Below are 24823 nucleotides of genomic sequence, written 5' to 3'. Positions count from 1 at the left end.
TGAATCCCCTGCTTGCTCATTTTAAATAAAAATATGTGCTTTACAGGCTACATAGGCATATTATAGCAATACTTAATTCGAGTGTTGGTGTTTTCTTTTTTATATGATTATCACTATTTTTGTCTGGCAAACGGAGGGAAAATCACTCCTGTGCAAATTTCGTCACAGTCAGAGCCTTTTTTTGCAGTCGAGCATAAAAAAAGGAGTCTTTAAAAGACTCCATAAAAACAAATATTATGTTATGCGGAAAATTTACTTGGCCATAAGCCAAAACAGCTGCTGCTAATAACTGATTTGGACTCTGCTTGGCACAAGCTGTATCCAGGTCTGCCCTGTTTTCAATCGCATGAGCACTCCTGTTTCGTCGTAAAAACGAGTACGCTCAGTCACAGCGTCCTTTCGCCAGGTCCCCTCAATCACACGCCCTTCTGAAAACAGCCAGGCCTTGCCTTCTCCAATCAAATCGACCTCAAGCCTCCCCTCGCTGTCGAAGGCCCGCACAGCAACCTGCTGCACCAGAACGTTAGCCGCCGAAAGCTGAACGCCTGAAGCCAGATCGTTATAAGGATTGCCGTTTAAAAATCGCTTGTACGTTTCTGTCTGCTCATCGTAGCTGTAGCCTACCTTGCCGTAGCTGTAAGGTAGGCTCAGCTCCGCTGCCTCGGCACCGGATAGCTCCTCCCCTTCATCCCTGAATTCGAAACCTTCCGGAATAGAAACTTTGTCCAGTCCAAGCTTTTCAATCTCCCGCCAAAGATTGTCTGTGCTGCTGTAGAGATTGTGGGGCGCTTTTCTGGACTTGTCGCGCCAGAATCCGGAAGAGTGGAACATCTCGTTAATGTGGGCCACTTTTGTATTTTTAAAATATGTCTGGGCCTGAGGGCTTTGCCCGGCATGAATGTACACCGCGTCCCACTCGCGGGAAATATCTATAAGGTACGGCCTTGCTGAGCGCACCGGCCCTATGACATCTGCCTGCCCATGGAAAAACATTGCCAGATAGCGCGTTATGCCGCCCTCTACAGGGACCTCGTATACAATATCGGCCTTGTCAAGCCCAGACTGCGGACGGGCTCCCCTGTAATTGTCTATTGTTACGGCCACAGGCCTTATAGGCATCTCATCAATTCCGATGCCGTCCAGCGGACAAGTGAACTTGTATTCAGGCAACGTTACTTCAGTATCATCTGGCTTTGTTTCTTCTGTTTCAGTCTCCTCGGGTCTCGCTTCTTCCACCCTGTTATCCACCTGGTCCGAAACAGGCTTACGAACACAGCCTTGGAATGAGGCCAGCATAATTACCGCCAGGATTATCAACATCATTTTTTTTATATTTTGAGGTTTACCGCACATTTACAGCCTCGTTCTTGGCCTTCGCTTCGCTCACAAAGCGTTCAGCAACCGAAGCCCACGAATAGTTGTCGGTGCATATTTTTCTGGCATCTCTCCTCACCCTGTCAATCAGGTCTTGTCCGCCTATGCGATAAGCCTCAAATACAGTGTTTATGTTTAGCGCTATATTGCTAACCAGGTCTTCCCTGAGCCATAGCTTGTCCAGTTTTTTCAGCCTCTCATCAAGCTCGAAGAGCTCCGAGTATGTATCCACAACGTATTTGAATCCCGAATGGTATGTCTGTAGCGGGATCACGCCGCACGCTAAGGCTTCGACGCCCACTAGCCCGAATGCCTCGGGGAATATCGACGGCGCTATGGCTACATCGGCGCAAGGTATCATATCCTTCAAAAGTTCATGGTCCATGAAACCAGTTAAAATAACCTTGTCTGAAACATTGCCCTTGGCAATATCCATATACTCCTTTGAAAGCTCACCATCTTCGAGCATGTCGACAATCCATTTTGAGTATATTTCGGTTCCCTGCTCAACATGACTTTGAAATTCATTAGGGTGCTTTAATAGATACTCGAGCTTTTGCGGGTCGCCGCTGTCAAGTGCATCTACTACAGACTCTAGGTATCCTCTTGATGTTCCATAACCCACAATAATAATCCTGGTATCTGGATTCTCCTTAAGCACCAATGGCAGCGCTAGTATAATGTTGTGAATGCCCTTTGTCCATAAGTATTTCCCGTAGAATAGGACTATGTTTTCATTCTCCCAGTCTATCCCCACAAGCTTTTGCGTTATATCCGCATCTATGCACTTTCGATCGCCCTTTTCCATGAGCTCAGCCTTATGCTCACTCAGCTGCGATGCCGTGGAATCCTTTATCAAACCGGATACTATCCTGTTTTTTTCATAATCCTCAGCATTCATGCACACTCCTCCTGCGGATTCTATGTTTCCAAGCAGACTTTTTATTCGCTCGCCCTTGCTCTGTCCTTTTTCAAGAGGCACGAACCTTTCGATGTCTACGCCTGCTGGAATAAGAATCCGTCTGCCTGTAAGAGTCGCCCTTTCATCAAAATAATCGCCAAACTCGCGCATCGAATGTTCTGTCAGGAATACTATGCCGTCTGCCACGCTCAGTCCCTCTATCGCATAGCTTGATGCAAGTTCGCTTTTTCTCACCGAAAAATTCAATGCGCTTCCGTGAACCACATTGAAATTTACTATGCCTTCAGTGCCTTCAAGAGCCCTCTTCACATATACTGGCTGCATTACAACATGATTGCTTATAATCATATCCGGTTTCTCATGCAAAAGGCGTGATTTCAGCGCCTTAGCATTGCAATCAATGTAGTATTCCAATTGACTTTTTGAAAGCTGAGGAATCTCGTGAACATCAAATCCCTCATATTTGTCCTTGACATACACAGGAAGCACCTTGCCTATATTTGGCACAAAACATGTGCACTTGCCTTCATAGGGGGTTACTTTTGTATGGATCAACTCTGCTTGTTCATTATTCGCGTCAAATACATATCCCGAATCTATGAATTTCTGCTTTTCAAATTCCCTATCCTGGCAAAACAGCGTCACATCGTGCCCCATTGAACAAAGTTGCTTTGATAAGTTCTGTACATATAGATTGCTTCCTGTTCCAGTCAAAAAATAACCGTGTGTTATCCATATTTTCATAAAAATCGCCTCTTATCCCATATAGCCGCAGCATATATTTTATTTTATTAATACTTATGTTCCCTGTCTCCACGGCTTTTAAACCATTTACCATCTATTACTTATTTTTGATGTTGTCAAAACATATAAAATATGATAAAATTTTTTCATTCGGGCAATTAACTCAGCTGGTAGAGTGTCTCCTTGACGTGGAGGAAGTCAGGGGTTCGAGTCCCTTATTGCCCACCAAATAAATTAAACCCCCAAAAGTGTGTATCTCATCAGATACACACTTTTTTATCGTTTGAATTTAAAAAATATTATAAAGTTTATTTGTGTAAAATATTTTATAATGTTATAATATTTTGATTAAAACAACGGAAGAGAGGAGGTTTTTATCATGAAAAAACTCGTTTTATTCATGCTGTTAGGCATATTAGCTGTACCTTCGTCATCGCTGGTTATTGATGTTACATCGGCAGGACTTGTTATTGACGTTACTTCTGCCGGACTTGTAAGATAACTACATACTAATCGGTTTGAAACAATCGTTTTACGGAATTTCAGAGGGAGCAATATAATCGTTGCCCCCTCTTTCTCATGCCGCATTATCGAAATAATGATTCACTGCAAACACAACTCATCCCATGAGCACGCATAAAAAATGCCGCTTTTAACTGCGGCACCATGCTTTCTAAATCATTTCCTCTTCACCAAAACCGTACTGCGATCTATATTCTGAAATCATCCTACTTCTGTCAGCCAATTCCTGGCCCAGTTTCTTTACAGAGCATCCAACTTGATCCCTCTTGAACAAAATTGATTCCGTAAGCATCTTTCCGTTCTCTATTACAATACTCACCGACTTCATTGATTTCATAATGACTCCCCCTCTTATAATTTGATTATGGTAAAATATTCAAACAGCCACATCTAGATATCCTTGTTTTGCAAGTTGTAATCAAATTATATTCTTTTTGTGTGTAAATAACAACATTTATCTATGTTTTTTTGGATAATTTGCAATTTAACAATTTCAAGCTTTCATTTTTGTTAATTTTTTGCGCCACTTTCAATGCCGGAATTATGATCATGAAAATTTCTGTTTTTCTCCAGCTGTTGTCTTTCAGTAACTGTGTAAAAACATCAAAACATCCAATATCCATTCTCATTTATGAAGTCGAATAATTTGTGAATTAATATTATTAATTCTTCCAGGCATGATGTCCAATTTGACAATTATCATCATTTCGTATCTTATGTTACTAAAAAGAATTATAATGTGCTATACAATTTGATATATAATATGAATATTGAGAAGGAGATGGCTTTATTGGACAATATAATTCAGGCTAAAAAAACGCTTCGCAAACAGATACGTCAACAACGCGATGCACTTTCAGATGAAATTCTCATGAATAATAGCAATAAGATTTTAGACAAGATCAAGGCAATGGACGCCTTCATAAAAAGCAAGGTTATAATGTCGTATATTGATTTCGGCAGCGAAGTAAGAACCAAGGACTTCATCCGCGAGTGTCTTAAGGCTGGAAAAAGAGTTCTAGTGCCGATCATAGTCAAATATCCGGATGGAAAAAGAGAGATGAAAGCATCTGATCTTTATGATCTCGATATGGATGTCGAAAGCGGAACAATGGGCATTCTAGAGCCAAAGGAAGGCAACCGACGTTTTGTAGACCCCTCGGAAATCGACTTTTTTGTCGTAGCAGGTCTGGCTTTCGACGTAAACAAAAATAGGCTTGGTTATGGAGCAGGCTTTCATGACAGCGTGCTTAAGCTTGTGAGGCCTGATTGCGAAACTGTTGCCGTGACTTTTGACTTTCAAATTTTTGACGAAATACCCGTGAAAGATTACGATGTGCCCGTCAAGAAGATTGTCTCAGAAGCCCGCATTATCGAATAGCATCTTTACAACAAATTTCAGACAATCTTTGGTGCATTATGCACTTAAGGGACAGTTGCTTACTTCAAGCGCCTGTCCCTTAACTTTTATATTGAAAATTCGTTTTTTATAATCCGCCCCAGCACCTTGACCTTTTTTATGTCGATAACCGCAGCAGAGCTGTCGTTTGGAGCTTTTGAAAGTTTCACTATATTGTTTGCCTCTTTCCTTAGCTGTCTTATCATTTTCTTGCCTTCAATTTCAAAAAGATATAAACCGTCGTTTTGTATCTCTTTAGTCATAAAAACAGTAAGCACATCGTCCTTTTCGATTCTGAATGCAGCCATATCATTGTTTGAAGCCTTTACAAACATTATTTTATCCGGATGGTGCCCTTCTATTTTTTTGCTGATTATGGGAAGCTCCTTGTAATCGACCGTCTTGTTGCTGTGCAAGTCAACCACCGGATATTTCTTGATCACCCCAGACAAGGCGTCTGCCCATGACTGGCTCGGCTCAACTATAACCGTTTCCTTTGGCTTTGGTGCTTCAACTTTTTTTGAAGGCTTTTCTTGAGGCTCTTCAGCCGGCCTCTCCTCGTCAACAAACGCTTCCTTGACTCCCAAAGATTTGAGTATCTTCTCTGCAACGCTCTCATTTACAATTTTCTTGCCTGATTCAACCTGAATTATATAGCCTACAGAAAGACCGCATTTTTTTGCTAAATCCTTTTCTGATAGTCCAACAGCCATTCTGGCTTCTTTTATTTTTAAAGCTAGTCTGTTCATAAAAACCACCTCATAAATATAAATAATCTCACGAATTAATTATATACTTTTTTGTCCCCTTACTCATCATTTTGTACCAGAATAATTCTAAAATATTCGAATCAGAGCATTTCTTTAAGTATGCCGACCGCAATTCCATAGTGGTTCGAATTGCGCACAGTTACAAAACCTATGCCGGAAGTCTTGGCCTTTTCAATCGCAGTTTCAGCCGCATAGCATGCCATAAGCTGTTCCATACCTCTCTTGCCGTCGATAACGGCTGAAACCGGAGTTTCCATGACTATCTCTGGCTGCGCGCCTATATCAATGTTTCCGTCCTTTATAAGATCGTGATACATCACAATGCAGTTTGTACCGTGGGAATCTATGCCGTACAGGTCAGATAGCAGCAGCACATCTTTAATTACAGCACTGTCATTTTCACTTAAGCCAAAGCCTTCAAAAGCCTCTTGGCAGAAATGTTTCAATTCTTCATAATAAAGTACATGATAAATCATATAAAATAACCTTTCATATTTAGATTTATTTAGCTTGCAATTCACTTGGACTTGCAGCTGATGTGAATGCTAGTATAAGAGTGAGCCATTTAGTGCCTTTGTGCTAACCAAAAAGTGAGCCACTTTTCAAAAAACCTGTATACTAATCTCAAAGATTAGTGCAGGGAGGATGAAAGGTGTGATCATTGACGTGGACATTTACCAAAAGATTAGAGAAATGAGTACAATCCAGGGTATGTCTCAAAGGGCTATCGCTAAAACGCTCGGCATATCTCGCAATACCGTCAAAAAATATTGTGACGGTGACAGCGTTCCATGGGAACGCAAAGAATACAATCGTAAGGCAGACATTCTGACTGACGATGTATTAAAGTTCATTCTTCATTGCCTTGAGGAAGACAAATCCGAAAATATAAACAAACAGCAGCATACTGCAAGGCGCATATATCAACGGCTTGTAACTGAAAAACAGTTTGCCGGCGGCGAGTCAACAGTAAGATTGGCTGTAAAAAGGATTAAAGGGAATATTCCCAAGTCATTTATCCCATTGGAATTCGATCCGGGGGAAGCTCTCCAAATTGATTGGGGAGAAGCCACCGTGTATCTTGACGGGATTAAAAACAAAATCAATCTCTTTTGTGCAAGGCTATGCTTCAGTTGCGCAATTTTCGTAATGGCATTCAAGCACCAGAACGAGGAATCCTTCTTGGAAGGTCAACAGAAGGCATTTGAATTCTTTGGCGGTATTCCTCATAAAACAATATTTGATAATGCTAAAGTTGCAGTAAAAGAAGGCTTTGGCCAATACGCAAAGATTCAAAACAGGTACAAGGCCTTTAGCGCCCATTATGCATTTCAACCGTTGTTTTGCAACATTGCAAGCGGAAATGAAAAGGGCCTGGTTGAAAACCTTGTAGGATTTTCAAGAAGAAACTTCCTGGTTCCTGTTCCAAGGATAAAAAACTTATCAGAGCTGAATAGTTTACTATCAGAAAAATGCAACGAGTATAAGCAGCATATGATACAAGGACGTGAGGGAACTGTCGGTATGCGGCTCTTTCAAGAAGCATCATACTTCTACTCACTTCCAAAATACAGTTTTGATACAAGCAAAACTGCGATTGCAAAAGTAAATGAATACTCCACAGTAAGGTTTGATAAAAACAATTATTCAGTTCCGGCAACACTGATAGGCCAGGAAGCCACAATAAAGGCCTATGGCAACGAAATCAGAATACATCACAAGTCTGCAGTCGTGGCATCCTATGACCGCATCTATGGTCCAGGGGGCTACACCAGCTATACTCTGGAGCACTACATGCCACTTCTGGGACGAAAGCCACGCTCCGTATTCAACGCCAAACCTGTAAGGCAGGCTATTCAGAGAGACCTGCTGAATGGGGGAATGAAATTCCCAAATGCAAACAGGGATACTGTCAAACTTCTTCGATTGTGCCTTGATTATGGCACTGACAGGATAATCGGCATTAAAAACCAAATACCTGCTACGGTAAGTCCCACAATCGACCTGGTACGAAGTTACTTGGATGGTCCTGTATCAAACGGCGTAATATCGGTTGCAACGGATATCTCAGTTGATAATGTGGACCTATCGGCTTATGATGCCAAATTCAAAGTGGCGGTGAACGGATAATGGGTGAAATAAACGTGAAGGCACAGTCTATTTCTCTTTACTGCAAGCAGCTCAAGCTCCCTACCTTTTGTGATTATGAAAATATGATCCGTCAGATGGACACCAATATGAGCTATGAGGATTTCCTCCTTGCGCTACTAAGAGTTGAGAACGACCAGCGTCAGGAAAATAATCGCAAAAGGCGGATCAAAGCTGCAAAGTATCCATATTTGAAGACTCTTGATGAATTTGATACAAGCCGGCTTAAACATGTAAAAGAACCTTTTATTTTTGAGTTGTCTGAGTGCGACTACATAGACAAACATCAAAACATTGTAATGATAGGGAATCCCGGAACAGGCAAGACGCATCTTGCAATAAGCCTTGGCTTGAAAGCCTGCACCCTCGGATATTCCGTCAAGTTTTATAACGCCGCATCACTTGCAACTGAATTGGTCGAGGCCAGCGAGTACAAAAGGCTGGCAAAGCTTGAAAAACAGCTGTCTAAAGTTGATCTGCTAATACTAGATGAACTCTCATACCTAAGCTTTAACAGGCATCAGTCAGATCTGCTTTTCAAGGTAATCTCTGATCGATCCGAAAAAGGCAGCATCATAATAACCACAAATCTTGAATTCTCAAGATGGACAGAGCTTTTCGATAATCCAATAATGGTCGCAGCCCTAGTTGACAGAATAACATTCCGCTCCTATGTATTAAACATGAATGGCGATTCTTATCGAAAGGACAGCAACAGCAAATAAAAGATGAATTAAGGGAAATGAAGGCTAAACCCAATTTCCCTTCTTTATTACAATAAGTGGCTCAAATATTCATTAGCACAAATATGAAAATGGTATACTTTTTCATTAGCACAGGTGGCTCAGAAATTCACTAGCGCCTGGCTCAAATATTCATTGACATTCAGAGCTGATTGTGAAATATCAATATGTAAAAAAAACCATCCTTTAAAATTTCAAAGGACGATTTATTATCATTTTTTTCAATTACAAATACTCTAAAAAAAGAGTCCTAATTCTCGGACCCTTAGTTGTTCTCCTCAATAGACCTAATTAAAAATTAGATACTCTGTTGATTATAAAGCTCTCCACATCATCCTTCGGTATTCCAAGAGACAGAGAAAATTCTTCAAAAAGAAGCCGCTTTGCCTCCTTTGAAATATCCCGGTCTCTGGGAGAAATACTCTTTCTTCCGCTTTGTTTATCTCTCTCTTTTATGTAAATAGACTTGATTATCTCCATCCACTCCAGACAGGATCCTTCATTAAGCTTAGACTCGAATTCCTTAAACCTTGACCTGTCATCCTTGATCCATACGGTGTCTTCTTCTGCCATTGAGTCTATAAAATCAAGAACTTCCATCTTTGATACCACTGGCCTCATATTTACTTTTGTGGTATTCACGGGTATTTTTATTGTCGTGTCGCAGCTTAAAGGCTTTAGCACATAATATTCAATTTCCGCATTGCCTATTAGCTTGCCCTTTTCGATTCCAGTCACCTGGCACACACCAGTTTTTCCGTACATAATATAATCATTGATATGGAACATTTTTCTTCCTCCACTAAATTCTTTGACTGCAATTAAAAAAACGCGCGCCTTGACTGCCGCTACGGAATGTCAAGGCTGCGCTTTCCTATGTTTTGCCTCTTTAATTATATTTTATCATTTAAAATTTTGGGATGTAAGGAAAATTTTCTGAAAGTTGTACATCCCCACACTCGCCAATTAGTGCTATGACTTTCGTCATAGACAGCTCCTCCTGTTACTCCAACAAAAAAGTTGAAATCCATATTCATTGTATCATTGACTTTCTATATGACATTATTGAAAAAAAGAAGATATAGAAGTAATATATAATATATTATAAATCACAAGTCTAAAGAAAGGAAAAGTATGAATATTAACCCTTTAATATCATACAAATAAATATGAATTTTACTAATCTAAGCAACAGATCCAAAGGAATAATTTTCATAATACTGTCTGCCTTTGGATTTGCAATGATGTCAGCGTTTATCAAGCTGTCTGGGGATTTACCGTCTTTTCAAAAAACATTTTTCAGAAATACAGTATCACTTTTAGCCGCTTCAATATCTATTTTGAATACCAAGAGTAATTTTTTCGGAAAAGGAGCAAACCAAAAGTTATTATTGCTTAGATCTTCTTTTGGTACGCTAGGAATAATTTCTAATTATTATGCCATAGATAGATTAGTGCTATCAGACGCCAATATGCTGAATAAATTAAGTCCTTTTTTCGTAATAATATTTTCATGGCTATTTCTAAAGGAAAAAATAAACAAGAAACAAATATCAGCAATATCAATTGCTTTTATAGGAGCGTTGTTTATAATTAAGCCGGCCTTTAATTCTGAAGTTATACCATCAATGATTGCGGTATTAGGAGCAGTATTTGCAGCATCTGCTTACACCTGCGTTAGAGTTTTAGGCAATAAGGAAAATCCGAATACAATCGTGTTTTATTTTTCCTTTTTCTCTAGCATTGTAACATTGCCTCTAATGCTTGTAACATACACTCCTATGAGCATCGTTCAATTGAGTTATTTGATTTTGGCAGGAATTTTTGCAAGCATCGGACAATTCGGAATTACCTATGCTTATAGATTTGCACCCGCCAAGGAAATATCAATATTTGATTATACCAATATAATCTTTTCAGCCATAATAAGTTTGGTTCTTTTTGGCGTACTTCCCGATTTTTTAAGCGTAGCAGGGTACATTGTTATATTCTTGGCTTCTTTTTACATGCTCATGTACAACAAATAACAAATACCCTAAAAATCGCCTTCCATAAAATGGAAGGCGATTTTTTTTAACTGTTTTAAATTATGCGAGCATTATTTGCTCTAGTTTTAAAGGCTCGATATACTCATCTCCGCGATAGGCTCTCATGTTTCCTCCGGAAATTTCATCTATAAGAGCTATGTGTCTGTCTTCTCCCACACGGCCGAACTCAAACTTTATGTCGTACAGCTCAAGGTCCTTCTTTGCCATTTCTTCCTTTACTATTTCTCCTATCTTTCTAGTGAGATCCGCCAATACCTTGTATTCTTCCTTGCTCATTATTCCTAGCATTTCAAGAGCTTCATCCGTAATAAGAGGATCGTTTCTTTCGTCGTCTTTTAGCGTAACCTCAACGTAAGAATCCAGCTTGTCTCCCTCATTGCAGTATTTACCGTATCTTCTGAAAAAGCTTCCTACAGCCCTGTATCTCAAAATGACTTCTAATCCCTTTCCAAAAACCTCCGCCGGCTTTACCGTCATAGTAGCGTTTTCAATGTCAGCATCCACAAAGTGAGTCGGAATTCCTGCATCGTTTATTTTCTCAAAGAAAAATTTTGTAAGCTTAAGGCCAGCCTTGCCTGCGCCTTCGATTGACAGGCCTACCGTATTGGCTCCCGGATCGAATACGCCGTCCGTACCCGTTACATCATCCTTAAACTTTAAAAGATAGTTGCCGTCGCCTTTATCGTATACATCCTTTGTTTTTCCTCTGTAAATAACATCCATGCTATCACTCCCTTTGATATTTATTCGTCATTCTCAGCCGCAGCTTAATTTTCAACGGCCTCGTTCTATTATAATAGCACAAAAATTGTCAAAAGCACTATAGATACAAAAAAAATCGTCGCATTAATCTAAATATTAGATGGCAGCTCTATATCAAGCACAGATCCGTCATTCTTTCTTATCAGCAAGCTTCTTTCTCTTGCCCTTGATGTCGGTAATATCGATTCTAATTACACACGTCCTGTCGAGACTGACTTCAATTGCGGCATCGAAATAAGGCATGTTCCCCGGCGTGTATTTTTCAGAAATAAGTCTCAGACCTAGAATTTTCTCTTCCCTTTCTTCGACAACAGTGGCAATTCCGAAAGCCACGGCAGACTCGTATTCTGTGGTGAATTTTCCGCTCACCTTCCTTCCAAATGTTGCTGGATCCTCAAGAGCTTTTTCAAACTCCTCTCTAGTAAAAGGCGGCGGCACCTTGACGTCTCCCACAAATGAAATGCATACCTGCGGCCTACGCTTTATATTTTCTATCTTTTCTCCCTGGCAGGCTCCGTGAATATATATCCTGTCGCCCTGCCTTGCGGGCGAAACAGGAACGCAGTAGGGACTTCCATCCTCATTTATTGTGGCTATAGTTCCAAAGTGTGATTTGTCTATTATGGAATAAGCAAAATCCGCGTCCATTTCACGGTCCTTTCTTCTCATCTCTTTCAAAAATATCAGCTCCTCTCCATTTTTCACAGCCAATCCTCATGCTATGTTACAGTCAGCATATTGTATATCTTCATTATCCTTATGTCTTCCTTAGAAATCTTAAGCTCTTGTATTAGCTCTTTCCCCTCCGCCAGTGGCTCCTTCGAAAATAGCATTTTAAGAGCTATGGGCATGAATGGCCTGAACGAAACTCCCGACATTAGCCCCCACTTTTTATGGGAGTCCATGAAAGAGGCTAGTATGTTAATGACTACTCGCTCAACAGGCGTGGCCTGATTTCTCAGCACAATAGTTGTAATCACATCATAATGCTCCATGTAGCCCCAGTAAGTATTTTCGCAGTCCTCGTAATTGTCATAGCTCTTTACGTTCATGTACAGTACCGTCTTAAAAAAAGGAGGATCCTCCTGAGGAAAAACGTCTATGACGCACCTGACGAGTCCGTTGCTCCTCCCGTCATAAAAATAGGAATAAAATCTTGTGGAATTTCTGAAAAATGAGGATGGTTCCGATTTTAACAAATGCTTTTCAGTCTTAGGCTCGATGTAGAGAAGCTGTTCTACGTGTATGTTTAGGGCATCAGCAATGCTATAAAGCGTAACAACATCTATTGATATTTCACCGTTCTCGTATTTTGAAACTGTGGATTTGCTCTTGCTTATTATGTTTGCCAGAACCTGTACTGTTATGCCCCTGCCCTTCCTGAAATTTTTGATTTTCCTGCCGATCTCTCGGTTTATTTTTTCCATGCTCAGCCTCCAAACCTAGGTTTCGCCAGATTATTCAATTTGCTGAATAAATAAAAAATCCATTAAACTTCTTCAATCTTAGCATAGGAGAGAGAATTTATCCACTTTAATGAAACTATTTTAAGATTTTGTTTCCCCTAAATAGATTTTAGCTTTTTTGAAAAACCAAATCACTTGTGCGATAATGACTTCAATGAATTAGACTTTTCAAATTGAAACGATAAAATTAAAGAGGAAGGTGCTTTATGAATTACAATTTTGATGAAATAGTTGAAAGAAGAGGCACAAACGCCATGAACACAGACGGATTCAGGGAGTATATTTTCCACGCCCCGCCAACTATGAAGTTTCCTTATGCGGATGATGAATTCATACGCATGTGGGTGGCAGACATGGAGTTTGCAACCCCGCCAGCAGTAGTTCAGGCAATTAAAGACAGGGCCGACAAGAGGATATTCGGCTATACAAAGGTTTTCGACCCGGAATACTATGAGGCGTTTTCATCATGGACACAGGACCGTTACGCTTGGACATTCCCCAAGGAGCATCTTGTAACATCAAACGGTATAATACCTGCCCTATTCGAACTTATAGGACACATCTGCAAGCCCGACGAGAAGATACTTATATTGACTCCTTCGTATGCCTATTTCAAATATGCGGCCGACTTCAACAGCATAGAAACAGTATGCTCTACCCTGCTGGAAAATGACGGCTACTATACTATGGATTTCGATGATATAGAGAGAAAGGCAAAGGACGAGAAGGTCACTCTGTGCGTATACTGCAATCCCCACAATCCTTCAGGGCGTGTATGGTCTGAGGAGGAGCTTAGAAAAGTCGGACAGATATGCCTGGACAACGGTCTTTGGATAATATCCGACGAGATACACTGCGATCTCCTTAGAACAGGGCTAACACATACGCCTCTAGCTAAGCTTTTCCCGGAAACAGACAGAATCATCACTTGCATGGCTCCAAGCAAGACATTCAATATGGCAGGGCTTATGTTCTCGAATGTCATTATACCTAACGACGAGCTTAGGGCCACCTGGAAACAGCGACACTATCCTTTTGAAAACCCTCTGAGCATCGCAGCGGCTCAGGCGGCATACCTGCATGGTGAAGAGTGGCTCAACCAGCTTAAGGCATATTTGGACGGTAACTTTGAATTCACAAGACAGTACCTTGAAGAACACCTGCCGAAGGCTGTCTTCAAAATTCCAGAGTCAACCTACCTGGCTTGGATCAATATAAACGCCTACGTTTCAAAAGATGTCGACCTGCCTCTTTACTTTGCAAACAACGCCGGAGTTCTTCTTGAGGGAGGCAACATGTTTGTTGCGGACTCCGACGGCTACATCAGACTCAACCTGGCCTGCCCAAGTTCAGTACTCGAAGAAGGGCTTAGGAGAATATGCGAGCTTTTGAACAAGTAATTTTAGCAAGTGGACCGGATTTTTCATTCTTTGAAATCCGGTCCTTTTCTGCTTAGAATATTTTCTGACACTAAAAAAGCACCTATCTTTTCAGATAGATGCCTTCGATTTCAAACGACTCTTTTCCATTCGTTTTTGTTAGAGTTTGATAGAACTATATTATCTGCCAAGCTCAAGTACATTGGCAATCAGAGCCTTACATCTCCCACAGCCTTCGCCAGTGCCTGCTCCTGTAACTTCGCCAACCTTATCTACAGTATCGGCTCCATTCTTGACAGCGTCTACCACAGCCTTTAGCGAAACGTCCTTGCAGCCGCATACAGATAAAAGTATTTTATCCAGCTCGCTTTTGCATCCCTCACAGGTAGTGCATACTCCAACCATATCAACTAGCTCTTGCTGTGTTCTCGCTCCCGAACACATTGCCTTTCTTATTGTAGAATAGTCCACATTATTTACAGTGCAAATAGTTTTGTTTCCAGCCATTATCCCCATTCTCCTTTATGCTTATTAATAAAAAACGGCCTAATCATTTAAAATGATTTATATATTTTGCCGCAACCGTTCATAGTATATTATACATCAAGTTTTGGATGTATCCAGCAAAAAAAAATCAAACCCCCATCAACTCTCTACCTGCCCAACCCCCTTGATGCCCTGCAGGTCTTTTCGTAAAGCCCTCTGAATATGTTATCAGGATCTGTTTTGCTCTTTACCAAGTCGTAGTTCTTTTTGTTCCATATCCTCCAGAATTCCTCTTCTGAATACAAATTGGTAGATATGAGAGTCTTTATAGCGCCTAGCTCTATGAGCTTTTTCTCTATTATCCTGTGGTAATAGTCCGCATCTTTTTTTCGCATTCCGTATAGTGCGATATCAAGGAACAGCTCGTCCCTGACATTGCTTATGAATTCATCAGACAGCCATTCATATTTGCGCATCACCCTGTAAGGTACGCACCACAATGGGAAATGACCTATTTCCCTCTCATACCATTCCATGAACTCTTCCATCATTGAAAAGGGTATGAAAGTATCGACCGTTATAGGTATAGCCGTTGATGGTATGACCTTTCTGAAGGTATTGGCCAGCTTCAATGTGCTGTTGGAATTTATGAACCTCCCCAGCAGTAGCCTTCCGACTAAGGATTTCGGATGCACATTAGTCACGCCCTTGTTGTACCTGAAGAAATAATCAGACGTCCTAAGGTAATCCTCTTTCTGCCTTGCCGTGCTGAGAAAATATATCCTCACCCAGTCATAGCTGTGGGTGTAGGGAGCCTTGTCGACAAAATCGCCGGCACTGAGGACATATTCCTTGGGCGAATGTATAATTCCATCCATAAAATCTATGTCTTTTTTCGTGTAATGCTCCCATATGGCGTTCTTGTATTCTTCAAGAGTCTCGTATTTCTCGTATGTCACCTTAACAAACGGCTTTACTGGTATTAGCCTGAATTTAAGAAGTGTGATTATTCCTAATGTGCCGAAAGCCCAATGCACCATCTGGAACAACAGCTTATTGTCGTTATCAGGTGTGCAAATCAGCACATCCCCTTTTGCTGTCACCACCTCATATTCGAAACAGCTGTCATGGAATCCACCGAACCTGTACGACATGGATTCAATGGATCCTCCTGAAACCGCACCTCCGATTGTTATAGTCTTTAGCTCAGGCACTACAACCGGTGCAAGCCCGTGCCTTATTGTAGCAGCTACAACCTTCTCGAAGGTAGCGCCGGGCTCTGCGATGCAGATGCGTTTTTCCGCATCGATATGAATTATCTCGTCAAGGTCGCTGACGTCCAGCTTTTCGTCCGAATGCTTCTTGTCCTTAGGCTTTGGGACTTCATGGGAAACAGACTTCTTCTTAAGAGTCAAGGGCGCAGAGCTTTTGCGCTCCTTCAGTTGCTCTGCTATCTTCCTTACCTTTTCTTTATGGGACTCCATAGGCATCCTCCTTTAGAGCAGGCACTTACGCACCGCTGCTCTAGTCATATAAATTACTCTTACCCTAAATATGATTATTTACAATATTGGCTACTACATGAGTCCTATGAAACCATAAAAAAAACTATGTTTTCTGATAGGTGCCTTTGACAGTTTCAGAATTTGACTCAATCCCTGATATTGTGGGTATAACATATATCAGCTCTAGATTTATTTGTCCGGAATATTTCCAAGAGATTAGGAGATGATTTCAATGGAAGACAATGTTGAATTTTCAAAGCAAAAAGCCTTTCTTACATGAAAAACAGCTTCAGAGCATTGGGTTTTTTGGCAATCTCCTGCAATGATGTAATCAAGTATTAAAAATACACATATAACCAACTTTATTTCTGGGAGCTGATTTTGTGATTTCACAGGAAAGAGTTAAAATTCTTAATGACAAAAATGTGGTCGATAATCCTTATGTAGTATATTGGATGCAAAGCTCTCAAAGAGCTGAGTACAATCATGCCCTAGAGTATGCAATTCACCATGCAAACAGTCTGAAAAAACCTTTGATAGTCTATTTTGGAATCACAGATTTTTTTCCCGAGGCCAATGAAAGACATTATTACTTTATGCTGGAAGGCCTAAAGGAAGTGAAAACTGAACTGGCAAATAGAAATATAAGAATGCTTATAAGAAGAGTTTCGCCTGAAATAGGAGCTCTCGAAATCTCTTCTCTGGCTGCGTTAATGATCGTAGACAGGGGCTATTTAAGAATAGAGCGGCAATGGAGGGATTTTTTAGCCCAAAATGCCGTTTGCCCCGTAATACAGGTTGAAACCAACGTCATTGTACCAGTTGAGTCGGCTTCCACAAAGGAAGAATATTCAGCCGCCACGTTCAGGGCTAAAATAAACAAAGTACTGGACAGCTTCATATCACCATTAAATGAGACGACCGTCAATCTGCCCTCCACTGATTTGGAAATTCCCTTTGTTGAATTTGATGTGGACGATATTGAAAGTGATGCAGCGCAGTTGGAAATTGACAAAGCAGTTAGGCCTGTAAGCTTTTTCAAGGGCGGCACCAGCCAGGCAAAGAAATTGCTGGAAGATTTCATCTCAAAAAAGTTGCCACTCTATAGCAAATATAGAAATGAACCGGGACTGGATTATTCATCGGAAATAAGCCCTTATCTTCATTTTGGCCAGATATCCCCACTATACATTTTCAGACGATTAGTGGATATAAACCAGGAAGATAAAAAAGACTTTCTTGAAGAGCTTATTGTCAGAAGGGAATTAAGTATGAATTTCATTATTTATAATGAAAAATACGATTCCTACGAAGCAATACCATCCTGGGCCAGGTCAACTCTTGAAAACCATGCGGCGGATGATAGGGAGTATCTATATGCCCTTGCAGAATTGGAAGAATCCAAGACCCACGACTTGTATTGGAATGCCGCACAAAAGGAGATGGTGCTGACAGGAAAAATGCATGGGTATATGAGAATGTACTGGGGCAAGAAAATACTGGAATGGAGCGCAACTCCTGAGGATGCATTTAAAAAAGCTATATATCTCAACAACAAATACTGTCTTGATGGCCGGGATCCAAACAGTTTTGCTGGAGTAGCATGGTGCTTCGGAAAGCATGACAGGCCCTGGAAGGAGCGAGAAATATTTGGAACTGTAAGATATATGAATTCAAAAGGCTTGGATAGAAAATTCGATATGAATAAATATTTGGATAAAATCGCCAAATTACAATAAGTAACCATTCTTAACAGCTCCACAATCGCCTCAATTTAAACAATAATATTCTTTAGTGCTTACAAGTCCAAAAATCGAAAAAAGGGTTTTCGCCTTTATGGCGAGCCCCTTTTTTCTGCGGTTATAAGCTTTATCACTACTGCAAAAATTCTCTTTTTAAATAAAAACAGCTTGAACAAGCACCATGTAGAAAACAGTGCCCGCGCCTATGCTCAAGAGCGCATTCTCCTTGAAATAATGAAGCGCCGCTATGAAAATAACGGCTATCGCCTCCGGAAGCCCGTGGGTCGGGCCGCTAAGATCAACTCCCTTGAGGCAATATACAACCAGCAGGCCTATTGCGGAATACGGCAAGACTTGCCCAAGATAGCTTATATATGAACTGCTTGAATTTGCATTCTTGAATACTGCAAAAGGCAAAAACCTTGTTATCATTGTCCCTACAGTCACCATACCTATAGTAATTAGGGTCTGAACAGGCGTTAAAGTCATTAGGCTCCCTCCTCTACCAATTCACTATCGTAATCATATTCTTCTTCTCTTTTCCTAAACATCATAAGCACAGCAAGTATTGCAAGCATAGAAGGGATAATGAAATTACCCTGCCCGAAAACCAAAAGGCAAGCCAATGAACACACGACTCCTATTATTGCCGGCTTATGGTCCTTCTGAGCTTTCCACTGGCCCACAAAAATTACTACGAAAAGGGCTGTAAGCACAAAATCAAGACCCTTAGTATTGAAAGAAATCATAGAACCCAGCAGTCCTCCAAGAGCCGAGCCCATAACCCAGTAGCTGTGGTTTAGAAAAGTTATGAAGAACATAAACCAGCTTCGGTCGACACCTTCAGGCGGCTCAGTTGAACAGGTGATTGAAAATGTTTCGTCGCACATGCCAAAAATAAGGTATGGCTTTAGCCTGCCGGTATCCCTATACCTGTCCAGCATTGAAATCCCGTAAAATAAATGGCGGGCATTCACCATTAATGTCATAAGAAGTGCGTAAACAGGATTGAAAACTGATGTAAGAAAGCTTATGGCTACGTATTGGGCCGAGCCCGCAAATGTTACCAAGCTGAACAACACACTCCAGCCAATACCGTATCCCTTGCTGTTCATTAGGATGCCGTAGGCAAAGCCTAGAAAAATAAATCCGGTAAATACAGGGATCGTATGGGGAAATGCCGCCTTTAACGCTTTAGTTTTTTCGTTCAAATTTTTCACCTCGCTGTGCTTAATCCACCGGCACATTATCATGGATAAAAACACAATGTTATAACCATATTCCCCGGCGATTAATTATATTTTGCATGTAGGTTAATATAGCACAAAACATTTTGAGCGTAAACCTTTAATCCGTATTTAATTTTTTATATGGCTCAAAACAGAATATATTATTCAGGAAAACGATATCCGGATTTTGCATGACTCTGATAGGTAATTTAAAAAAATAAAAAAAGCCCGTGGTTAATATATAAAATATCTCCCAGGCTTTTATCCGTACGTACTCGTGTTTACATGAATTATTGTCTCAATTATTTTCTCCTTGCTATCATTTCTATCTCAATCTGAGCACCTAGAGGCAGCGACGCCACTCCTATAGTTGTACGAGCAGGATATGGTTCGGAAAATTGTTTCGAATAAACTTCATTCATTTTTGTAAAATTATTCATATCTGTTAAAAATACATTTACTTTTTCAACATTGTCAGAGGTTAGGCCTGCTGCTTCCAATACATTGAAAAGATTCTTAAAACATTGCTTTGTCTGTTCAACAATATCGCCTTCCACAAGCTTTCCAGTTTGTGAGTCTATTGGGGTCTGCCCAGATAAAAAAATCAAATCTCCTGATTCAATTGCATGTGAGTATGGTCCAACAGTTGCAGCTCCAGCTGCCCTAAAGGCTTTTCTTGACATATAAACTCCTCCTTAGATATAACATAATTCATCATTTGTGTAATTTCGCAAACTGCACAAGTTGTGTCTGTGTCCATGCTTATTATTCATTGTTTTGCTCTGACAAGCTCTATAGCTTCCTTGCCCGTTATATATTCAACGTCGATTGCAACAATATATGCCTGAGTGCATCCGGCTATTTCCTTGTGCTGGGCGTCTTCGGGTTGATCGCCTGAATACTTTTTTACTAAAGCCTTGAAAGCCTCCAGCATTTCATCGCCTTCCACTATTCTAGCTTTTTCCAAAGGCTATAACGCTACGGAAATAAGTCGTATATTCATTGCCTACAACTGTATCTTTATCTATTACCGTAAAAGACACCTTTGGATATTTAGTGATGGCCTCAATTTTATGGCCGGCCTTTGCTGAATGAAAATAGATTTTGTCATTGAAATATACATAACTCAAAGGAACAGAATATGGGTACTCTTCATCGCCTAAGCACGCCAGGACACCGTTTGTGCATCTATCCATTACTGCTATTGTATCTTCAGGTGATAATAATTGCTTTTTTCTTCTCATTTCTCTAAACATTAAGCGGTTCCTCCCTTGTAAGATAAATATAGGGTTAGGGTTCAAAAACCCGTCCGAATGTTCCTTGATAACTTAACATTTATTGTTCAGATGAACCAGCGACACTCTTGAATGAAAATCACTAAACTTCGTGCTATAATCTCACTTGTCAGAGAGATAGATGTGCGTTCCTCCTGGATCCCTCACATCATGAGGTCTTATCCGTAAATTAGCGTGTCACTCCACAAGGACGATTCGATGTTTAGCTGGTTGGGCCACCTTCTGGTGTTACCCGTTTCAAATGCAAGGTTGTTTGGCGTCCTCAAACAAAGTGGATACTCTGATTCATTCTAAGCAGAAAGGTTGTGTTACTTTGTCCCAATTTTTAAACGATTTTGTTGTCGGAATTGATGTTTCATCAGAGTTTTCTGTAGTTGCAATGATAGCACCTTCCGGAGAGCTCATCCGCAAGCCTTTCAGGATTGACCATAATCCTGCTGGATTTAACAAGCTGCTCGAGATTCTCAAAAAAGAAGAAGAGCGGTTAAAACGAAAGCCCATCTACTTCGTAGAATCTACGGGTATCTTTCATTTACCACTCTTCTTCTTTCTGAGATCGAATGACCTCAAAGGTTTTGTCCTAAACCCTTTATGTGTCCATTCTACCAAGAATTTCGACATTAGAAAAGTGAAAAATGATAATAAAGATGCCGAGGCTATCGCAAGGCTTGCAAAATACCAGGATGTAAAGTTTTCCATGATGCCCGAGCCTCAAATTCTCGCACTTCGCATGATGGTGAGGGAATATTACTCCCGCTGTGACATGCTCACTGAGATGAAAAACAGGCTCTGCACGGATCTTTACTTGCTGTTCCCGGGCTTTCTTGATGTGTTTTCCAATCCTTTTGGAAAGACCGCGTTGGCTGTTTTAAGCGCTTATCCTTCGCCTAAGGATGTTCTAAATGCAGACCCTCAGCAGTTGCTTGAGCTCATTTCCAAAAGCGGCAGAAAAGGCGAGAAGTGGTCAGCCAAAAAAGCTCTGCAACTTCTTGAAACAGCACAGCTTTCTTTGAGTATGCCAAATGAATTCGCTCTGCTTGACTCCAAAATAAGATTCCATCTTGATGGAATCGACAGCTTTAAAAAGTGTCTTAATGCTATAGAATCACAGTTGCACACTATCATCGACTCAAGCGACTTTCCTGACACCGCTCGAAAGCACATCGAGCTTTTGGATCAAATGCCTGGCGTAGGCTTTATCAGTGCGGTCACTCTGATCGCGGAAATCAACGATTTCAGCCTATTCAAGTCTCCAAAGGCCTTTACAGCTTTCTTTGGCATAGATCCATCAGTCAATCAGTCGGGCAAGTTCACTGGCGACCGCAACAGGATTTCTAAACGAGGCACCCGCATTGGCAGAAGAGTTCTCTTCACAATGGCTCTGTCCTCAATAAGAACCACCAGAAACGGCGATTCCATAAATCCGATTCTTCGCGACTACTATTTGAAAAAATGTGTCAGCAAGAAGAAAAAGGTGGCCCTTATAGCCGTTATGCATAAGTTGCTCCACTACATTTTTGCGGTTCTTCGTGACTTAAAACCGTTTGAATTTAGAAGCCCGCAGGAGCACCAAGCATGGAGAAACAACAAGCTTCAAACTGCACCAAAACATGTTGCTTAAAAATTGCTAAAATGTAGCTTCTCCAAGGTCATTGTTCGGATTTTTCAATGGCTTGGTTTCTCATACTCTTTTTTAAGATTGAAAATTTCTAAAGAAAATCAATCAGATTTATTGACTTTTATTAGCTGGTCTTTCTTTAATTTCCCAGTACCTATCACCATATTTCCAGAAACTTTTCAAAATCCAAAAAATAGAAAGTTATTATAACCTCTATATTAATCATATCCTCAAACGAAATGTTCTACACAACTTACTCCTTTTTTCCCTATTTTTTTATATCTACAAGACAAAAGCACCTACCTTTTCAGATAGATGCTTTCTGTAGTATCCATTGTTCGATTTATGCTTTGCTTCGCTTCATTTGTGTTCTTGAGTATTTTGATTTTATTTCAGTATGCCATCAAGGAACTTAAACACTTTATCAAGATTTTCTGATGTAGTAAATTCCTGAGTGCCGTGTCCAGCGCCTTCCAACAATTCAAGTTTTACTTTGCTATCGCCTATCGCCGCCTTAAGTTGTGTTGCAAATTCAACAGATTGTTGTGAAGGAACATTGGCGTCTGCTGTCCCATGCTGAATAAGAAAGTTTGGAGCAGTATTAACATTTATTGTGGAAATATAGGTTCCAGGGTTTGCTTTTTCCGTTAGTTCTGGATTATTCGTTATCAACTGCCCTATATATTGACTCTCTGGTGAAGATTCACTGCTGGTTTTTCCAAATTTAGGCGTGATTCCTGCCGTTGCAAACTGTTCGTCCATTTTGAGGAAGTCCAGAGGACCAAACCAGTCAACAACCGCCTGAACCGATGAGGAGTATTCAAGATTTTCCTTATTATCACCGTTCAGAGCATCTACATTTGCTGTTGTTCCTACCATTGCTGCAAGGTTACCACCAGCACTATCACCCCATACTGCAATTTTATCGGGATTGATTTTATATTTTGTAGCGTTTGCCTTTATGAATCTGATAGCTGCCTTACAATCGTTGACTGCCGCAGGAAAAATTGCTTCATCGGAAAGTCTATAGTTTATACTTACAACTGCATACCCGTGATTCACACCTTCAAACATTGCCGCAACATCTCCACCACTCGCATTTCCCATTTTAAATGCGCCGCCGTGAATAGCTACAATAACCGGAAACGGCCCCTCTCCTTCGTTTGGTAAATATATATTCATTGTTTGAGTAGCTGATACAGTACCATATGCAACATCAGTATACTGGATTTTGATTGAAGAAGTATCTAGACTTTCTCCTCCGAAACCTCCACCCATTCCTTTGCCTTCTCCCAATGGAGGCTTTGCTTGTGTCGTCGGAGCTGCTGCATTTTCTTTCTCGTCATTTGACGAGCAAGCTGATAATGATAAAATCACAGCGCACGCCAAAATCAATACACATATCTTTTTTGGATTGTCAACACTTAATTGGACAACTTAATTAAGGTGTTGTAATTTATATTCAATCGGACTTAAATATCCAAGTGTTCCATGAATTCTTTTGTTATTGAACCAATTTACATATTTCGATAGCTCTATATTTAGATCTTCTAAGCTTAGAAATCGTTTTTTCCTGACAAATTCAGTTTTGAATATTTTAAAAGTGGCTTCCGCAACTGCATTATCATACGGACAGCCTTTCATGCTCAACGATCGTTTGATTTTAAAGGTTTTAAGGACATCGTCAATCAATTGATTTTTAAACTCATTGCCCCGATCTGTATGGAACAGCTCGATATGACTCAAATTGCCTTTGAAGCTTGCAAAAGCACGACTTACCAGATGTGCATCCTTTTTCTCACCAGCACTATAGCCGATGATTTCGCGATTGAATAAATCGATTAGGATACAAATATAATTCCATTTCTGGCCGACTCTAACATATGTCAAATCACTCACAACAGCTGCTAGGGGAGCTTTGGAATCGAAATCTCTATCCAGTTCGTTGTTCACATCGGACTCATTACAAGCGCTTTTATGGGGTTTGAATTGAGCTAGTGTATATGTGCTGACAAGGCCGTTTTCTTTCATTATTCTGCCAATCCTTCGTCTAGAGGCAGTTATATTGAGCTTTTGAAGCTCCACTTTTATTTTACGTGTTCCGTAATTCTGATGGCTTGCATTGAAAATTTCAACTACTGAATCTGTTATTTCATCTTCTGCAGGTATTTTAGTAGATTCATAGTAATAGGTGCTCCGTGGTATTTGAAGGACTCTACACATTGCTGATACACTGTATTTGTGAGCATTCTGTTTGATCACATTTACTTTCGTCCCATTATCAGCGCTGCTTGCTTTAAAATATCATTCTCCATCTTAAGCTGCTGGTTTTCTTTGCGTAGTTTGATAAGTTCTTCTTCTTCAGGAGTGCGATTATCCTTTGCTTTGAAAGAACCAGAATTTTGACTTTGGTGGACCCAGTAATCAAATGTTGATCCAGTAAGGTCATACTCAGCCAGTATGTCTTTCCTGGGTTTTCCATTTAAATATAGTTGTACCATTTGATTCTTGAAATCATCAGTGAATTTTCGACGTTCTTTCTTTGGCATAGTAATCTCTCCTATTGGTTTATATTTTTAGATTACCGCACCTTAAGTTTTATGTCTAGTTTAGTGTAACCTATCCATTTTCATAATTTTACACTCCTGCTCATTTTATTGTTTTTAATATT

The 24823-nt window shown here is 40.4% G+C and carries 24 protein-coding genes, 1 tRNA gene and 1 pseudogene; 9 read left to right on the top strand and 17 right to left on the bottom strand.

Annotated elements, in window-relative coordinates; all coding sequences use genetic code 11:
* Window positions 1-282 precede the first annotated feature (282 nt).
* Both EAL2_RS03870 and EAL2_RS03865 read right to left on the bottom strand, forming a co-directional pair.
* Entirely contained in the window at window positions 283-1323 is a 1041-nt protein-coding gene (locus EAL2_RS03870) for a DUF3048 domain-containing protein (protein ID WP_158408879.1), read from the bottom strand.
* A 19-nt stretch (window positions 1324-1342) separates the two neighbouring features.
* Window positions 1343-3040 (bottom strand): glycosyltransferase family 4 protein, encoded by a 1698-nt coding sequence (locus EAL2_RS03865; protein ID WP_025435098.1) that lies wholly within the window; start codon window positions 3038-3040, stop codon window positions 1343-1345.
* Window positions 3041-3192: 152 nt separating this feature from the next.
* Between EAL2_RS03865 and EAL2_RS03860 the strand changes: the two genes are divergently transcribed.
* Window positions 3193-3268: transfer RNA gene (locus tag EAL2_RS03860), tRNA-Val, on the top strand.
* 151 nt (window positions 3269-3419) lie between these two features.
* A complete protein-coding gene (locus EAL2_RS15785) occupies window positions 3420-3542 on the top strand; it encodes a hypothetical protein (RefSeq protein ID WP_278246859.1) in 123 nt (40 codons plus the stop codon).
* 171 nt (window positions 3543-3713) lie between these two features.
* On the opposite strand, the gene EAL2_RS03855 is transcribed toward EAL2_RS15785, so the two are convergent.
* The gene (locus EAL2_RS03855) at window positions 3714-3899 is read right to left on the bottom strand and encodes a hypothetical protein (protein WP_025435097.1); all 186 of its coding nucleotides are present in this window, start codon (window positions 3897-3899) and stop codon (window positions 3714-3716) included.
* Window positions 3900-4352: 453 nt separating this feature from the next.
* On the opposite strand from EAL2_RS03855, the gene EAL2_RS03850 reads away from it, so the two are divergent.
* Window positions 4353-4943: a 5-formyltetrahydrofolate cyclo-ligase gene (locus EAL2_RS03850; RefSeq protein WP_025435096.1), complete on the top strand. Its 591-nt coding sequence runs from the start codon at window positions 4353-4355 to the stop codon at window positions 4941-4943.
* A gap of 86 nt (window positions 4944-5029) precedes the next feature.
* On the opposite strand, the gene EAL2_RS03845 is transcribed toward EAL2_RS03850, so the two are convergent.
* On the bottom strand, window positions 5030-5710 hold the full coding sequence (locus tag EAL2_RS03845) for a helix-turn-helix domain-containing protein (protein ID WP_025435095.1): 681 nt from the start codon (window positions 5708-5710) through the stop codon (window positions 5030-5032).
* A 101-nt stretch (window positions 5711-5811) separates the two neighbouring features.
* Window positions 5812-6207 carry an Ldh family oxidoreductase gene (locus EAL2_RS03840; RefSeq protein WP_025435094.1) on the bottom strand — a complete coding sequence of 132 codons (396 nt, stop codon included), beginning with the start codon at window positions 6205-6207 and terminating at the stop codon, window positions 5812-5814.
* 169 nt (window positions 6208-6376) lie between these two features.
* Here EAL2_RS03840 and istA point away from each other — a divergent pair, with 169 nt between their 5' ends.
* Window positions 6377-7861, top strand: a complete 1485-nt coding sequence (gene istA, locus EAL2_RS03835) for an IS21 family transposase (RefSeq protein ID WP_201770176.1) — start codon at window positions 6377-6379, stop codon at window positions 7859-7861.
* On the top strand, window positions 7861-8604 hold the full coding sequence (istB, locus tag EAL2_RS03830) for an IS21-like element helper ATPase IstB (protein WP_038601615.1): 744 nt from the start codon (window positions 7861-7863) through the stop codon (window positions 8602-8604). The genes istA and istB overlap by 1 nt, the downstream gene beginning before the upstream one ends.
* A 309-nt stretch (window positions 8605-8913) precedes the next feature.
* Here the strand turns inward: istB and EAL2_RS03825 are convergent, their stop codons facing one another.
* Window positions 8914-9411, bottom strand: a complete 498-nt coding sequence (locus EAL2_RS03825; RefSeq protein ID WP_025435092.1) for a CarD family transcriptional regulator — start codon at window positions 9409-9411, stop codon at window positions 8914-8916.
* A 380-nt stretch (window positions 9412-9791) separates the two neighbouring features.
* On the opposite strand from EAL2_RS03825, the gene EAL2_RS03820 reads away from it, so the two are divergent.
* Complete coding sequence (locus EAL2_RS03820; RefSeq protein WP_025435091.1) at window positions 9792-10649, top strand: DMT family transporter; 858 nt, start codon at window positions 9792-9794, stop codon at window positions 10647-10649.
* Window positions 10650-10709: 60 nt separating this feature from the next.
* Here the strand turns inward: EAL2_RS03820 and EAL2_RS03815 are convergent, their stop codons facing one another.
* From EAL2_RS03815 to EAL2_RS03805, 3 genes are all read right to left on the bottom strand, one after another.
* Window positions 10710-11393, bottom strand: coding sequence for a phosphoribosylaminoimidazolesuccinocarboxamide synthase (locus tag EAL2_RS03815; RefSeq protein WP_025435090.1), 684 nt, complete (start codon window positions 11391-11393; stop codon window positions 10710-10712).
* A 168-nt stretch (window positions 11394-11561) separates the two neighbouring features.
* Window positions 11562-12137 carry a pyridoxamine 5'-phosphate oxidase family protein gene (locus tag EAL2_RS03810; protein WP_242842490.1) on the bottom strand — a complete coding sequence of 192 codons (576 nt, stop codon included), beginning with the start codon at window positions 12135-12137 and terminating at the stop codon, window positions 11562-11564.
* Window positions 12138-12151: 14 nt separating this feature from the next.
* The gene (locus EAL2_RS03805) at window positions 12152-12859 is read right to left on the bottom strand and encodes a helix-turn-helix domain-containing protein (RefSeq protein ID WP_025435088.1); all 708 of its coding nucleotides are present in this window, start codon (window positions 12857-12859) and stop codon (window positions 12152-12154) included.
* 245 nt (window positions 12860-13104) lie between these two features.
* Here EAL2_RS03805 and EAL2_RS03800 point away from each other — a divergent pair, with 245 nt between their 5' ends.
* Window positions 13105-14298 carry a MalY/PatB family protein gene (locus EAL2_RS03800; RefSeq protein WP_025435087.1) on the top strand — a complete coding sequence of 398 codons (1194 nt, stop codon included), beginning with the start codon at window positions 13105-13107 and terminating at the stop codon, window positions 14296-14298.
* Window positions 14299-14457: 159 nt separating this feature from the next.
* On the opposite strand, the gene EAL2_RS03795 is transcribed toward EAL2_RS03800, so the two are convergent.
* Together EAL2_RS03795 and EAL2_RS03790 are read right to left on the bottom strand one after the other, a co-directional pair.
* Window positions 14458-14784, bottom strand: coding sequence for a (2Fe-2S)-binding protein (locus EAL2_RS03795; RefSeq protein WP_025435086.1), 327 nt, complete (start codon window positions 14782-14784; stop codon window positions 14458-14460).
* Window positions 14785-14930: 146 nt separating this feature from the next.
* Window positions 14931-16247 carry an FAD-binding oxidoreductase gene (locus tag EAL2_RS03790; protein WP_025435085.1) on the bottom strand — a complete coding sequence of 439 codons (1317 nt, stop codon included), beginning with the start codon at window positions 16245-16247 and terminating at the stop codon, window positions 14931-14933.
* A gap of 404 nt (window positions 16248-16651) precedes the next feature.
* Here EAL2_RS03790 and EAL2_RS03785 point away from each other — a divergent pair, with 404 nt between their 5' ends.
* Window positions 16652-18007 carry a deoxyribodipyrimidine photo-lyase gene (locus EAL2_RS03785; protein WP_025435084.1) on the top strand — a complete coding sequence of 452 codons (1356 nt, stop codon included), beginning with the start codon at window positions 16652-16654 and terminating at the stop codon, window positions 18005-18007.
* 156 nt (window positions 18008-18163) lie between these two features.
* Here the strand turns inward: EAL2_RS03785 and EAL2_RS03780 are convergent, their stop codons facing one another.
* The 4 genes and pseudogenes from EAL2_RS03780 to EAL2_RS16075 all read right to left on the bottom strand — a co-directional run bounded on the left by EAL2_RS03780 (window position 18164) and on the right by EAL2_RS16075 (window position 20495).
* Window positions 18164-18499, bottom strand: coding sequence for a branched-chain amino acid transporter permease (locus EAL2_RS03780; RefSeq protein ID WP_025435083.1), 336 nt, complete (start codon window positions 18497-18499; stop codon window positions 18164-18166).
* Window positions 18499-19221 (bottom strand): AzlC family ABC transporter permease, encoded by a 723-nt coding sequence (locus tag EAL2_RS03775; RefSeq protein ID WP_025435082.1) that lies wholly within the window; start codon window positions 19219-19221, stop codon window positions 18499-18501. Before EAL2_RS03775 ends, EAL2_RS03780 begins: the two co-directional genes overlap by 1 nt.
* Before the next feature lie 320 nt (window positions 19222-19541).
* The gene (locus EAL2_RS03770) at window positions 19542-19922 is read right to left on the bottom strand and encodes a RidA family protein (RefSeq protein ID WP_025435081.1); all 381 of its coding nucleotides are present in this window, start codon (window positions 19920-19922) and stop codon (window positions 19542-19544) included.
* A gap of 86 nt (window positions 19923-20008) precedes the next feature.
* Window positions 20009-20495: pseudogene (locus tag EAL2_RS16075) on the bottom strand (pyridoxamine 5'-phosphate oxidase family protein).
* A gap of 352 nt (window positions 20496-20847) precedes the next feature.
* On the opposite strand from EAL2_RS16075, the gene EAL2_RS03760 reads away from it, so the two are divergent.
* Window positions 20848-22155 (top strand): IS110 family RNA-guided transposase, encoded by a 1308-nt coding sequence (locus EAL2_RS03760; protein ID WP_025434457.1) that lies wholly within the window; start codon window positions 20848-20850, stop codon window positions 22153-22155.
* Between the two features lie 384 nt (window positions 22156-22539).
* On the opposite strand, the gene EAL2_RS03755 is transcribed toward EAL2_RS03760, so the two are convergent.
* Both EAL2_RS03755 and EAL2_RS03750 read right to left on the bottom strand, forming a co-directional pair.
* On the bottom strand, window positions 22540-23430 hold the full coding sequence (locus EAL2_RS03755) for an alpha/beta hydrolase (protein ID WP_051489075.1): 891 nt from the start codon (window positions 23428-23430) through the stop codon (window positions 22540-22542).
* A gap of 159 nt (window positions 23431-23589) precedes the next feature.
* Window positions 23590-24701 (bottom strand): IS3 family transposase gene (locus EAL2_RS03750; protein WP_148295968.1). Its coding sequence is split into 2 segments (ribosomal slippage): window positions 23590-24452 and window positions 24452-24701, totalling 1113 coding nucleotides; the frame shifts between segments, so codons are not numbered across the junction.
* Window positions 24702-24823 lie beyond the last annotated feature (122 nt).

Origin of the sequence: Peptoclostridium acidaminophilum DSM 3953, from assembly GCF_000597865.1 — a bacterium.
Lineage (GTDB): Bacteria > Bacillota > Clostridia > Peptostreptococcales > Peptostreptococcaceae > Peptoclostridium_A > Peptoclostridium_A acidaminophilum.
The sequence above is the reverse complement of the archived record's forward strand: the minus strand, read 5'-3'. Positions and strand labels throughout refer to the sequence as shown.